Origin of the sequence: Halomonas sp. E19, assembly GCF_052439355.1 — a bacterium.
Taxonomy (GTDB): domain Bacteria; phylum Pseudomonadota; class Gammaproteobacteria; order Pseudomonadales; family Halomonadaceae; genus Halomonas.
Genome location: NZ_JBNFWU010000002.1, coordinates 142,989 through 155,178, shown reverse-complemented (window position 1 = coordinate 155,178; position 12,190 = coordinate 142,989). Strand labels below are relative to the sequence as shown.

Below are 12,190 nucleotides of genomic sequence, written 5' to 3'. Positions count from 1 at the left end.
GGTATATTGTAGATTACAACCTCGCCCGACGGCGTAGAGGATAGTTTTGGAGGTGATATGCGCTACAACATGCTCCTGGCCGCTACCGTAATGGCCATCATGCTTGCGGGCTGTGCGAGCAAGTATCCACTCGGAATGGATGAGGCCGAGTGGCTTGCTCTGTCGGCTGAAGAGAAGCTGGATGCCCGCAAGCAGCAGGCAGAGATAGATGAGGCGCGAGCGCTGCGTCGGGCTGCCGAGGTTCAAGCTCGTGCCGAAGAGCGGAGGCGCTATGAAGCGTTCCAGTCAATGGCAAGGTCGACAGCCAGTCCCGGCAGTCGAGTGCAATGCTTGTTGACGGGCGAGGTCAGAGCTGGCGGCCAATGGCGCGATGCCAGTCCAGCCTGGGTGGATATCGTCGCCGGATGGAGGGATGAAGTGGCTGTGACGTCTCGGGATGGGCGCTTTACTCACATCGGGTACGCCGGTTTCGATGGAGTCACGGTGAGAATATGCCCGACAGAGTTGGATCTCGAGTGGGGCGCAAAGCGTTGTGCTGAGGTGACAGCGACGCCTCAGGCGTATCGCCGAGGGTTGGATCGAGAAGGCCTGGTGGAGGGAGTCTGGCGAGGTCAGATCCAGTGTGATTTACCACTCGACCACCACTAGGCGGCACCGAAACCGGGCTCACCATGAGCCCGGAGTAAGGCGGGGTGGATCAGTCGCGGATGTAACCCGAGAGGTAGTGCTCGGCACAGTCATCGCACAGAGGCCCATACTCGACATCGATAACCGCCGGTCGGTCAGGGTGGTTCTCGCACGTGGCACCGGGCGCTGGGATCATATCGTCCGGACCTTCGTCTTCCTCATGCTCCTCGTCATCCCAATCGTCTTCCAACTGCGGCGATGCCCTTGGGGCTCAATGCAGTCGCCGAAACTCACTCCTCGCGCCCCTGCCACGGTGACAACGACCTCAGTGGAGTAGCGCTGGTTCGGGAAGCGCTGCTGTGCCTCTGGAGTAAGGTGGGGCCAATACTCATCTCCGATTCTCATGAGAGCTGGGAAATGCCAATCATGGAATTGGCCGTCATCCCCTGGCGCATAGCCTGCTGGCATTTCAGGGGCGGTGTCGGCATCGAGGGAGGCGTAAGGGTAGTGCAGGAAGAAGCCCGGCCCCTGCCAGGTGCCGACGAGCAGAGACCCTGGGACGTGCCAGAGGGCGCCTTGCGTTCGAACTGCCATGAAGTCCTTGAGGCGGAAGTACACCCCGGGCGGCGAGGAAGGGTTGAGCTCCAGGGCAGCTTGGGATACTGCGTCACGCGTGGTCTGAAGGATGACCCCAACCAGGTGAGACAGCCCAAGCCCTACACAGCGTTCGAGCAGGGTGTCGCGATCAAGAATGATGGCCTCAGCAAATAGCATGGAGTTGTCGTCGTCACGCCACGCGGTGCTCTCGTGAGGCCAAAGAGCTCGTCGAGGGGGTAGGTGGATTCGGCTGTCTTTCTGCCAAAGCCAGCGGCGACAAGCTGGCGACAGTGGGAGTGGCAGGGTGTATTGGGCCCGGGGAGGCGGAGTCGAAGGGCCTTGGCTGCGGTCTTCAGGAAATCGACAGACATCGGATAATCCTCTGTATGAGCGGCATCGTCGCTCCAGGGCACAGGGATGAATTAACGCTGCCCGGAACTCTGCCGGCATCAGAGAATGGTGTTTGTCGATCGGTTGAAGTGCCAGAGACCGCTTTGGGTTCATCCCCCGCGTGGGCCTCGCCCCCGAGGGGACGCTCGCGAAGAAGCATAGATCGGCGAGGAAGTAGGCGTCAACCAGGGTGGGCTCGGTTATCAAACAGGCGAAACAGCCCCCAAGGGCGTTCCGGAGCAGTGGTCAGTCGATTGGGGAAGGGTAATCTACGGCCATCTACGGAGGAGAGCCCATGTCCAACCTTCAATCGAGATGCATCGGATCTGCCGCCGCCAACGAGGCTTGCCCACTTGAGGGGAGCTTCCGGAGCGAGTGCTTATTGTGAACGCCGACTGTTACCGCAGCCCCAGAGTGCTCGATCTGCTGGGGCTGCGAAATGACCATGTGGTTGTGTGCGGGCAACTGACCTCCATGCATCGATGGGGGCATTACCAGCATCCCCAGGCAACGCTCCAGTGCCTAGTGGCGCCGGAGGAGGAGTTGGCGACCGATACGGCACTGGTTTTCCATGCTGGCGCTCTGCTAGCGCAGAGACCGGAGTTGCGCCACGTCCCATGGCTGGTCATCACCCAGGACCAGACCCTCCAGGCGTTGCTCTCATGCCTTCAGAGCTTCCGTGTCAGAACCCTTGGGTACTTGCCACTGCACGAAAGTAAGCCGGCCAGCGTAACAGTTTACAAGGCTCGCGGCCGACATGATGCAGCCGAGGGTGAGGGCGTGAGTGACCTCAGGTCCGTCGATTCAGAGGAACAGGGGCACGTTCAAGCGCCATTGGCCGCGAGCTTGACCAGTTCATCCGTGAACAGGGTCTTGGCTACCCGGTCAAGGGAACGCGGCTTCGCCGCGCTATCGATGATAACGCGGACGCATTGTCGGAGAGATTCCACCAGGCCCTCGAGGAGACACCCGGCAAGACCGCGACAGCCACTGTCCGACGCCTAGCAAGGCTCCATGGCTTCGCGACGAACACCACCCAAGTCATCTCTTACCTTGGTTGATATGAACTGGAGCCAATCACAAGGGTGTTCCGCATGCGGAACACCAGGCCGCTCGGATGGCGTTAGCCCGGGAAACCGGCTGGCGAGTGATCAACACAAGTCGTGACCGCAACCAACCAGTTGCTGTTATACCGTTAACATAAAGTGGCATCTCCTGGGAGACAGCTTTGTCGCTTCTAGCAGCATGTAAGATTGAGGGCATAGTCGAGGGTATGCGAGCCTGCCTCGATTATGCGGTGTACGCAGTGAACCTTGCTGATGGCGAAGGCGAGGTCGACGTGCATCTCTACTACTGCGACGAGGAAGGAGCACCGTTGGCACCGATCGGCACTTTCGTCTTGCCCCTGCGGGACTTTGATTCAGGCTGGCTTCGTCGTTTCTGGGGGCAATATCAGAATGACCGAGACTTCCGATCAGCGGCCGATGATTTCTACAAAATCGGCAACGCCGTTCAGCATCACGATACGGTGGTGATCCCCGTGCCGGGGGAGGGTGACCAGGTTGTAGTGGCCAAGCCCATCGCTGAGGCGATATGGACTTTGAATGCACAGGGTTTTCGTACCAAAGCGGCGTGTTCAGGCGGCGCGGCATCGCGAGCCTACGTGACCGCGGATCATCTCCCTCCTGAGCTTGAGGCTGTTGCCGGCAGCGCTGGCTTCAGGGTGTCGTGCGGTGAAATCCGCGTCGCGGTCCAGATGACCCAGCCACGCGCAGCTGAAGCAGCCTCAGCTGCATTCTGCCGAATGCTGGATGATTGGAGCAAAGGCCAGCTCGAGGCGGGCTCTCACTACGCGGGGTGGCAACAGGCATTGCAGTCGAGCAACTTGATACCGTTACCTACGGTACGCAGAGCGACAGAACGCTCACCGGAAGTGCGAGAGCTGATTAAGCGAAGCCTCCAAGGGAAAGCTCGCTTTCAGGACTTTGCGAAGCTGAGATCGGGTCGGGATCAGTATTCTCGCGCCTCGGTGGACGATCTCTTGGTCTCGCTGAACCTCGAGTCAGTACCGAGTGCCATTTCCTCGTTCCCGGAGGCCGATATGCGCAAGGCGCTGAGGTGGATCTGCCGTGGCTTGCCGGAGGGGCTCGCTATGAGGAAGGCCGCGGTGGATGCCGTGCTGACCGAACGAGCACGGGAGAGATCCAAAAGGGCCGCAGAAAGCGAAGCCGCGATCGAAGACGCGGCGAAATAACCCGCTAGTCGAACTTCTCAGTATCTGGACCATCTACAGCGCAACCGCGCTCACCCTCCTGGAGCACCAGGCTCGCACTTTCTCGCCGGAGCAGCACGATGAGCACTGCGCTCAAACATAGCATTGCGAATGTGAACACGGCGAGGGCCGCTGTGCCTAAGAGCATTGTGAGTCTCCGGGTTGACCACTACTGCCTAGGGTCATCCATGAAACCACGAGAATCACGTCAACAAAGGTGCGAATAGCGGGCAGTTATGACGCAGTCTGTCGGCATGGCGTGGCTAGTGGTGGCGTTCAGGCTGCTATGGTCTTGTAGCGGAAGATTCTGAGCGATGGCAGGAATGGCACCTGCTCGAGGCGCTCATCGCTGCGAACCTTGCGAGTACGGGACTCAGGCGGGAAGGGCGGCGGTTGATTGTGATGTGGGAGCAGCCCACTTTCACTCGGAATGAACAGCGGGAGAGCTAGGTTCATTGCCCGGCGCATGCGCCCATCCGGGAGAGGTTCCTCGTAGAAAAGGTTGGCCCGCATCAGCGGGGCTTGCTGCTGGACTTGGGCCAGCGGCTCGCTGGAGGGCAGTCCGGCGAGGGAACGGAGTTGAATCTGGATGTGTGGCTGATCGTCGCCGAGGGCAACGAGCATTTGCTCAGCTTCGCGCACGGTAACTCGCCGGATCGACCGGCCGCTGGTGTACCAGGCGAACCGCACACGCTGCAGCGCCTGCTCCGCGACAGGAATGTGTCGCCAGCACTGCTTCAGGTGCAAACGCGCCAGTCCAGATCCCTTCATGTGGGCGTGGAGATAGGAGTGGCGGAAGGGGAGGGAGGCCTTCAGCTCGGCCACCAGTCGCTGGTCCTCCTCCTTGATCGCGGCAAGGGTCTCGGCAAAGTGACGTTTTGCCGAATTCGCGATCGTAACCGCGTCCATGACAGGGGAGCGCAGCCACCAGTCCAACGTAGGGACGGGTAGTGCGTCCGTCTTGACCATCGGTGTACCAGAAGTCCATGAGGGCAGCGCCCAGCCAGTCGGCATCAGGCCTAGGGGTATCCAGGGCCCATGCTTGGGTGGGATCGTGGCGAAGCTGTTCCACCAGGCGTCCGGAGGCATCAACCACCTGGTCGAACGCCTCCTCAATGTCATGGAGCAGCTTGTACTGTCTGTTCATTGCCGTCACCAGAAGACTGGATTTCTAAACAGTATAGCTGTAGGGGCGACAATGACACCACATTTTGCTTGAATTGTTGTGGAAATACTGGCAGCGACGCTCGATGTATCGTCGTGACATCGAGCGTATCGACAGGGTTCGTTTTGCCCCGGGATCAGAGGCAGCCGGCAACCAAGTTTTGTGGGCGAAACGAGACCCAGTTGCTCAGAGCCTTTTGTTGATTATCGGTGCAAGGAGAGAAGCATTTGAAGGCTTCATCCAGGACAGCTATTTCATCGTAATGACCGGTAGAATCGCGGTAGTAGAGGTGGCGCTTACCAATCCCGCCAACCAGGTGGCTAACTCTATCTACCACGTTAATGGCGTCATTGGTTACCGATCGACCCCCGTCATCACGGTCGGCGATGATGATGAACATGTCCGTCTCAAGCAGGACATCAAAGCTAGCTTCCATCTTCATGATTCCCCTCACTGCGTTGCGTCATTCCGAACCTATTCGCGTTCAACTTGGCCGCTTTCTGGCGGTACTCCTTGCTGTCATCGAACAGGTAGGTTTCAGTTGTTGTGGCAGAAGCGTGGCCTAATAGGGTCTGAATTTCCCGGATTGTCATCCCCAGATTGTACAGGTCGGTGGCGAAAGTCCGTCGCATATCGTGTGGCGCAATGGTGGTACCATTGATGCTGTTGGCTCGCAGCCTGACAACCTCTAGGCGCTGATTAATGGTGGCTTCGCTGAGCCCTTTTTTGTCACTTTCGGGGTGTTGCGGTTGTTCCAGATAGGAGTGAGGAGGGCGCCTGGCTCGTAGCCGCGGTAGCGGTCGAGATAGTCAATCAGCCGCTCCCAGACCCCCTCGGGAATCTCGATCACCCGCTCCTTGCTCCCCTTGCCGGTGATCTTCACTTCGTGTGTCCGCTCATCGATGTCCTCGAGCTGGATACCGACGAGTTCAGCCCGGCGCATGCCGGTGGTGACCAGCATGGCAATCATCAGGCCGTCTCGACAGTGTAGAGCGGTATCCTCGGAATCGCATTCCTCGAGGAGGGCCTTGATGACGTCCTCCGGGTGTGCTCGTCCACCTGGCAGGCGCTTGAACTTCTGAGCCTTGAGAGCCCGGATGCGCTCCACATCCTCATAGGACATCTTCTTGAGACCCCATGCCTCTTGGGCAACGCCGCGTAGCAGTGCGCGGTAGGTGTTCCTGGTGGCGGGGGACAGATCACGAACCTGCTCGCCATCCCGGGTGGGCTTGCGCTCCAGGTTGAAGATGATTTCGCTGACCACATCCTGGGTGAGATCCTCCCAGTGGACATAGTCCATCGGGAAGAGCTGCTGGGGGTGGAGCTTTCGTGAGTCGCCGGCGACCTCGAGCCTCGGAGGAATCGGGGCACCGAGCATCTCGGCGATGCGATTGAGCTGGGAGCGCTTGCTGACCCGTGAGGTGTGCGCGGCCTGGGAGCGAAGGTGTCGAAAAGCCGGGTTCGTAGCCCGCGGCAGCGGGACCGGCGAGATCCGGATCGGCACTTCAGAATAGTCGACGACCTGATGATCCACCTGGTGGGCAGGCTGACCAGCATGAGCCGGCGGTCGGTTCGGTGTCGGAACGAGCGGGTGATCAGTGTCATCCATGGAGCGAGCCCTTGTGGTTACCAAGGCAGTGGCTGCCAACCGCCCTGCCTTACTGCCTTTCAAACTATCTATAAGAGGTATTATATCAATATTGAATACAGGGTAGACGAAACCCTCCATGCCTGTCACCTACCCGCCTGGACGCGTCTGGCGCCTCACTTCGTGGCTGGCGGGACTTTCATCCTGCCAGGTCCTTCGTGCGGCCGGATTCGACTGTCATGGTATCTTGGCGGCTCCTGTCCGGTTTTCGTATTCCTGATCAGTGGCTTAGGCGTTTTTCCGCCAATATTCTGACGGCGCTACGCCAAATCTGAGCCGCCGCCAGGGGTGTGGTGCCCCGGATTTCGCGTAGAAGCGCGTTTTTGGTGGCCGTTGACCGCGTCTACGGAGGCTTATGCCAGGCGGCGTCGGTCATGACCGCTCCTCGCCATCGATCGGAACCCATGCTTTGTGCTGACCAGGATGTGCCAGTTATGCCCGGGTTATTTCGGTAGCCTCCAGCTCGTGTGGAGTTGAGCTAACGGTATATATCTGATTACTACTTGCCCTTACTAGGGGCTTTTCGGAATACGGTAACGAGTGTCTTGCGGCCATGATCAGCGACAACCAGATATACAAACCGGCTGTCAGGATGCCCCCATGCCTCGACATTATCAGCTCTACCATGGCGCATGGCTTTATGCAGAAGAGCCTTCCTGGGGATCTCGACTCCTCCCAGGTTCGGGTTCATAAGCCTGGTTGTAAGACTGCGCCAGGGATTGCTCATCTCCTCACCTGGGTGGCGCTCTTCATAGCGTTTCACTGCGTGCCGTGTAATGTAAATCCGCCCCAGCGCGGGAGTGTCGAGATACTCATGGATATCTAAATCATCGATACTGACAGTTATGTCTCGACGGCTACCTTCACAGGCCATTTCTACCCATTCAGAGTTTCGGCTAACGTCAATGATAACGCCTTCCATTCTTTGTCTCAGGAAAGCTGCATAGGGAAGTAAGTGCTTCTTGGAGGACTTCCCCTGAACAAGTTTTTTTATGGCCCCTTTCGACACCTTCAAGGCATATCCTTTGCTAGACGAAGGCACCCTGTCGAAGACCTGCTCCTCAAACAGCAAGTGCCTTAGGGCTACCAGCTCTGCGGCGATCTCGAGATCTTGAGAGATGTCAGGGAGTGTCACATTCAAGACACCATGTCGTGAGTAACCGGTCCACCAGGCAACGGTGACGGTTTGTCCGGAATGGTCGATGGCTCGGGTTTCTATCTGCATCATGTTGATATTCCTCTGTTATTTCAGGTGGGGTCGAGTTTCCTCCAGCCACCCGTGATTGATGGTACGGTTCCAGTATACCGGGATGCCTGAGGATGCAAGTGCCGGCTGTAAGCGTGCCTGGCATCCCACGCTGTTCCCTAATACGAGCATCTGTTGTATAACAGTTGCGCCGGCTTTCAATTCATTCAGACAGGTATGACACCATGAGCTCACTGATCACCAAGTATACTGCGATGGAGCAGGAGATTCAGCACCTCAAGGAAGAAATGGCAAAGTTGGAGTCCGACCAACGTCTTCAGAAGGAGCTTGAGTTCAAGGACAGGCTTGTCAGCCTGATGAAGGAATTCGACAAGTCCGCAGCTGATGTTTTTGCTCTTCTTGATCCCTGCGGTGCCGCTTCGAGAAAGAGCGGGTCTAGCAATCAGACTCAGCGTCGCAAGAGGAAGTTGAAGGTATACAAGAACCCGAACACTGGCGAGGTGGTTGAAACCCGTGGAGGTAATCAGAAAACATTAAAGGCTTGGAAGGATGAGTTCGGCGACGAAACTGTGGAGTCTTGGCTTGTCCGAGTCGAGGACTAGAAATAAAAAACGCCAGGGGGTATCCCCTGGCGTTTTGTAACAACCACTGAGTCACTGTTCTTCGTCATGGCAGTCACCTCTCACCAACAGACGTAACGCCTGAATAATGAAGTAGCCTCCCACCGTTAGAATCAGTAAAGCGCATGTTCCTACCGTAAGATAGAATGCGGAGCTCATGGTATTACTCCTTGGGTTTAACTCTTTCTGCCAGGGCATGCAGCACAACGGCTACAGCCCAAATGGCGAACCCCACCCCGAACAAGAAGGCTGCACCAGCTATGGTGAAGCTTCCGGTCGGGTTGAAGACTGCGACAAGCCCTGCGGACATTGCACCAAGACCCATCTTGCGAAGGTCTCCTGCAACTACCTTGATAGTGCCTGCGCCGACTTTTGGAGGGCGAGCTTTTAACCAGCGAAGTAACTTTCGTTTCATTTTGAGCAACATAGGCGTCTCCTTTTTCATAATTAAGGAGAAGCCTTCCCCGTGAGGGGTCAGGCCCCTCCGAGGGTTGAACTGCGAACCGATCGCAGCTGTATGGGTACTCAACGTAATACCCAGATAACTCAGCACCATGGGGAATTCCATCGCTGCTGGTGGATTAACCGCAATCGTGCGGATAATTTTCAGTGCTTGATGACCTTGATATCAGCTATCCCACCCCGCTGGGTAAGAAGTTGGCTGAGCAGGTCGGCCGCCACATCGGCGAACGGCCCATCTGCAGTCACAGCATTGTTCATGGCGATGGCCACGTTTAAACGTAGGCATTGCCCCCAATCCATATCGTTCCAGCGCTCCTGCATGAGCGCTACGTACTCCTGACGCCCTCCATCCCAGCCTGTTGGCGGGCAGAAGGGATCATCGAGGCATGCACCTGGTTGAGTATGTACCTCGCGATAGGACCCGAATCCTCGGGGAAAAGCGTGGGTATTCATATCAATCTCCATAGTGGACCTCCCTCCTCTGCCGATCGGCAGAGAAAGGAGGCATGTCAGTCGCCAGTGACAACTTCAGCTGTTCACCAGCGCTTGTGGGTTGACCTGCTGACGCAGGAGCCTGGGGTTAGGGAACCCGAGCAAACCCTGGGTCCGCATCACATCATTCCAGTCGACGCCCTTGGCGCGAGCCGGGATGGGCTGCTGCGGAATCAGGACCACGACGTTAAGGCCTTGAGCCTCGAGGCGAGACTTCAGCACATTGGCTGAGCGCTCCCCTGCGTGGCTCTTGTCCTTGTCGGCCCAGATAATGACCGTATGGACGTCCTGGGGAGGCTCGAACCCTTCGAGAAGGGTCGTATTGACCAAACTCCAGGTCGGCATGCCCGTGGCACGAAAGCCGCTGAGAGCGGTCTCGAGGCCTTCGGCAACGCCGAGGACACCATCCACCGGGGTACCCATCCGAATGGCCCCACCTACAACGGACTTGTTGTCCGGCACGCTCATCATCTTTCGAGCGCTCTCCACCCTGGCCTTGTTGCCAGACTGGGAGAGGTAGGTGCGGTGAAGCGTGACGATCTCGCCATCCACGTTACGAATTGCGCAGATGATTGCGGGGTAGTCGCCCTTCTTCTTCCACTTCGTGATGGTGGTTTCATTGCCTTCCTGAGTGATCGTTTCCTCGACTTCCTCGAAGTACGGGAGGCCGGGATGGAACCGCACACAGTCGCCATCAACGAGGACGCTCAGGTTGCGGAGTACGATCTTCCTGCTGGCCAGGTACTTCATGGCCGGCTGTGCACTCGGGCTGGTAATGGGAACTGCCTCGTACCAGACGCGCTCGATACGCTCCTGGATCTTGGCGTTGTCGACCTGGGACTGCTTCGACATCCGTTCCTGAAGCTCCCTGAGCCACTCGGGTGAGCGCTCCTCGAGGGAGACCACCTTAGAGGCCGGGGAGGTGGATACCTCAGGCTCCCTGCTCTCGGCCGAGGCCATGCGAGGATCTGAGGTCGCCTGTACAGCGCCAGCTGCTGATGGAGCACTCGAGGTAGGCCTGGCGATTGCCGGTGCCGGGCTGTTCGAGCGATCAGCATGCTGCTGCTTGAAGGACTTGCCGCGAGACGGGCCAGAGGCATTCCCAGTCGGCCGGCGATGGCGGGGTTCGACTCCAAGAGTCTTGCCCACCTCCTCGACGGCCATCCGAAAGTCCCAGTGGTTGAGCCACATCAGCAGCTCGAAGCCATCTTTCTTGGGACCGCAGGTGTTGCAGATGCCCCCGCCGTGCTCGGCGAAGTCTTTCTTGAAGAGACGAAAGCCGTCTTTGCCACCATGGACCGGACAGGACACATGACGGCCGACCTTGCGCATAGCAGTTTCCAGCTGAGGCGCCAGCGCCCCAAGAATCAGGGGCCAGCGACCAGTGGCTGCTTCGCGCACGTCGTCGGTCTTGAAGTAGGTGTTGTCGTTCATGACAGTCTCCTTGGCGAAGAAGCCGGGATCGAGGCTTCCCTGAAGCCCGGCACGGTGCGGGATTCAGGGAAACCCCGACACCGGAACCAAGGAGGACTCCCCCTGTCGGGAGAGTGCCTCCCGGCAGGGGTGGGGTCAGAATGGGTGCCCAAAATGACGCCTACGCAGAAGCGCAGGATGGCGTCAGGACACCTGGTCAGAGATCAAGCAAGATGAGCAGCATTGAGCACATGCTCGGTACGCCGCTCCACAGATCGCACAATCGCTACGCGCTGGTGCTCGTTCAGCCAACGGACGAAAAGATACTCGCCGGGGGCAACGAGGCCAGCCTGGTAACGAAGACGATAGGGGGTATGAGAATTCATCAGTGTGCCTCCAATGAAGAAGAGCACACTCCCTACTGGGCATGTGCCCGCAGTAGGGTGGTAGGAAAAATGCTGATTGTTTGGGAAGGCCAGCGCTACCTTCATTTCACTGCCAGAGGCAGAGAAGCCCTATTAGCATGGCACGATCTCGAGCCATGGTAAAGAGGCCTCGGGTGGGGAAATAGGGGCTCGTCGAGCCCCTTCCCTACTCGCCTACCTAAGCGGCGGCGGTCATCGGCTCGTCGGTGACGGCCGTTTCTCCAGAGCGCTCCAGGCTCTCCACCAGCTCTCTCACCAGGGCCTCCGCGGTGTCCTCGAGTTCACTTTCGAGATCACGTAGGAAGCGCCCCCAGACAACCCCGAGTGTGCGGGCGCGTTCAGGGTAGCTGACGCCAATAGACCGGTAGGCCTTGTTGACGAGCACCTCGATGGTGCCGGCGGTCTGGGTCGGCACCAGCTCCATCAGGGGTTGAGCCGTCTCCGCCTTCCCCTTCCCGGTGAAGATACCCGGTGCATGGCTGACGAAGATGCCCAGCTCCCACGCGGCGGCATGGTCCTGGTCAAAGATCCCGAGCAGGCTCAACATGCCCCGTTCCTGCTGAGCTACGTACAAGCGACGGAAGGCGGACGTCTCACGACGTGGCCGGTAAATCCGAGCCATGAGGGGTCGGAGAACCGCCGCTGAGTGGCACTGGAACTGCATACTCACGAAGGGCTCCTGATCAGGGTCATCGAGCGTCAGGTGGTAGTGCAGCCGTGTTGTCTTCGCATCCGCGGGGAAGCCCCACAGGCGAAGTCGGTTCTTCATGCGCCTGACGGCGTCATCGTGTGTCATGGCAACCTCCTTTGGTTGTAAGCGCCAGCATCCCGAGAAGGGATTCGGCGCCTTGTCAGTGAAGGTACGCGCCAGC

12 protein-coding genes are annotated in these 12,190 nt (G+C 58.4%); 2 read left to right on the top strand and 10 right to left on the bottom strand.

Going from position 1 to position 12,190, the window contains the following annotated elements; all coding sequences use genetic code 11:
- Nucleotides 1-819: 819 nt before the first annotated feature.
- Nucleotides 820-1,401, bottom strand: coding sequence for a hypothetical protein (locus ACUDAL_RS20130; protein ID WP_444679620.1), 582 nt, complete (start codon nt 1,399-1,401; stop codon nt 820-822).
- A 1,510-nt stretch (nt 1,402-2,911) separates the two neighbouring features.
- Here ACUDAL_RS20130 and ACUDAL_RS20125 point away from each other — a divergent pair.
- The gene (locus tag ACUDAL_RS20125; RefSeq protein ID WP_444679619.1) at nt 2,912-3,868 is read left to right on the top strand and encodes a hypothetical protein; all 957 of its coding nucleotides are present in this window, start codon (nt 2,912-2,914) and stop codon (nt 3,866-3,868) included.
- Nucleotides 3,869-4,162: 294 nt separating this feature from the next.
- Here ACUDAL_RS20125 and ACUDAL_RS20120 read toward each other — a convergent pair whose 3' ends face one another.
- The 5 genes from ACUDAL_RS20120 to ACUDAL_RS20100 form a co-directional block, all read right to left on the bottom strand.
- Nucleotides 4,163-4,855, bottom strand: a complete 693-nt coding sequence (locus tag ACUDAL_RS20120) for a DNA replication terminus site-binding protein (protein WP_444679618.1) — start codon at nt 4,853-4,855, stop codon at nt 4,163-4,165.
- Nucleotides 4,856-5,187: 332 nt separating this feature from the next.
- Complete coding sequence (locus tag ACUDAL_RS20115) at nt 5,188-5,493, bottom strand: hypothetical protein (protein WP_444679617.1); 306 nt, start codon at nt 5,491-5,493, stop codon at nt 5,188-5,190.
- Complete coding sequence (locus ACUDAL_RS20110; RefSeq protein ID WP_444679705.1) at nt 5,477-5,728, bottom strand: tyrosine-type recombinase/integrase; 252 nt, start codon at nt 5,726-5,728, stop codon at nt 5,477-5,479. The genes ACUDAL_RS20115 and ACUDAL_RS20110 overlap by 17 nt, the downstream gene beginning before the upstream one ends.
- An 11-nt stretch (nt 5,729-5,739) precedes the next feature.
- A complete protein-coding gene (locus tag ACUDAL_RS20105; RefSeq protein ID WP_444679616.1) occupies nt 5,740-6,585 on the bottom strand; it encodes a site-specific integrase in 846 nt (281 codons plus the stop codon).
- A 613-nt stretch (nt 6,586-7,198) separates the two neighbouring features.
- The gene (locus ACUDAL_RS20100; RefSeq protein WP_444679615.1) at nt 7,199-7,927 is read right to left on the bottom strand and encodes a hypothetical protein; all 729 of its coding nucleotides are present in this window, start codon (nt 7,925-7,927) and stop codon (nt 7,199-7,201) included.
- A 203-nt stretch (nt 7,928-8,130) separates the two neighbouring features.
- Here ACUDAL_RS20100 and ACUDAL_RS20095 point away from each other — a divergent pair, with 203 nt between their 5' ends.
- Nucleotides 8,131-8,508 carry a histone-like nucleoid-structuring protein, MvaT/MvaU family gene (locus ACUDAL_RS20095; RefSeq protein ID WP_444679614.1) on the top strand — a complete coding sequence of 126 codons (378 nt, stop codon included), beginning with the start codon at nt 8,131-8,133 and terminating at the stop codon, nt 8,506-8,508.
- A gap of 181 nt (nt 8,509-8,689) precedes the next feature.
- Here ACUDAL_RS20095 and ACUDAL_RS20090 read toward each other — a convergent pair whose 3' ends face one another.
- From ACUDAL_RS20090 to ACUDAL_RS20075, 4 genes are all read right to left on the bottom strand, one after another.
- Nucleotides 8,690-9,082: a hypothetical protein gene (locus tag ACUDAL_RS20090; protein ID WP_444679613.1), complete on the bottom strand. Its 393-nt coding sequence runs from the start codon at nt 9,080-9,082 to the stop codon at nt 8,690-8,692.
- A gap of 50 nt (nt 9,083-9,132) precedes the next feature.
- The gene (locus tag ACUDAL_RS20085; protein WP_421414628.1) at nt 9,133-9,453 is read right to left on the bottom strand and encodes a hypothetical protein; all 321 of its coding nucleotides are present in this window, start codon (nt 9,451-9,453) and stop codon (nt 9,133-9,135) included.
- Between the two features lie 63 nt (nt 9,454-9,516).
- The gene (locus ACUDAL_RS20080; protein WP_421414629.1) at nt 9,517-10,914 is read right to left on the bottom strand and encodes a DUF7146 domain-containing protein; all 1,398 of its coding nucleotides are present in this window, start codon (nt 10,912-10,914) and stop codon (nt 9,517-9,519) included.
- 582 nt (nt 10,915-11,496) lie between these two features.
- Complete coding sequence (locus ACUDAL_RS20075) at nt 11,497-12,114, bottom strand: hypothetical protein (protein WP_444679612.1); 618 nt, start codon at nt 12,112-12,114, stop codon at nt 11,497-11,499.
- Nucleotides 12,115-12,190: the final 76 nt, after the last annotated feature.

Coding starts and splice junctions, on each gene's coding strand:
- ACUDAL_RS20115 (WP_444679617.1), bottom strand. CDS start 5,493: ATGAAGATGGAAGCTAGCTTTGATGTCCTGCTTGAGACGGACATGTTC.
- ACUDAL_RS20100 (WP_444679615.1), bottom strand. CDS start 7,927: ATGATGCAGATAGAAACCCGAGCCATCGACCATTCCGGACAAACCGTC.
- ACUDAL_RS20130 (WP_444679620.1), bottom strand. CDS start 1,401: ATGCTATTTGCTGAGGCCATCATTCTTGATCGCGACACCCTGCTCGAA.
- ACUDAL_RS20085 (WP_421414628.1), bottom strand. CDS start 9,453: ATGGAGATTGATATGAATACCCACGCTTTTCCCCGAGGATTCGGGTCC.
- ACUDAL_RS20095 (WP_444679614.1), top strand. CDS start 8,131: ATGAGCTCACTGATCACCAAGTATACTGCGATGGAGCAGGAGATTCAG.
- ACUDAL_RS20075 (WP_444679612.1), bottom strand. CDS start 12,114: ATGACACACGATGACGCCGTCAGGCGCATGAAGAACCGACTTCGCCTG.
- ACUDAL_RS20080 (WP_421414629.1), bottom strand. CDS start 10,914: ATGAACGACAACACCTACTTCAAGACCGACGACGTGCGCGAAGCAGCC.
- ACUDAL_RS20090 (WP_444679613.1), bottom strand. CDS start 9,082: ATGGTGCTGAGTTATCTGGGTATTACGTTGAGTACCCATACAGCTGCG.
- ACUDAL_RS20120 (WP_444679618.1), bottom strand. CDS start 4,855: ATGGTCAAGACGGACGCACTACCCGTCCCTACGTTGGACTGGTGGCTG.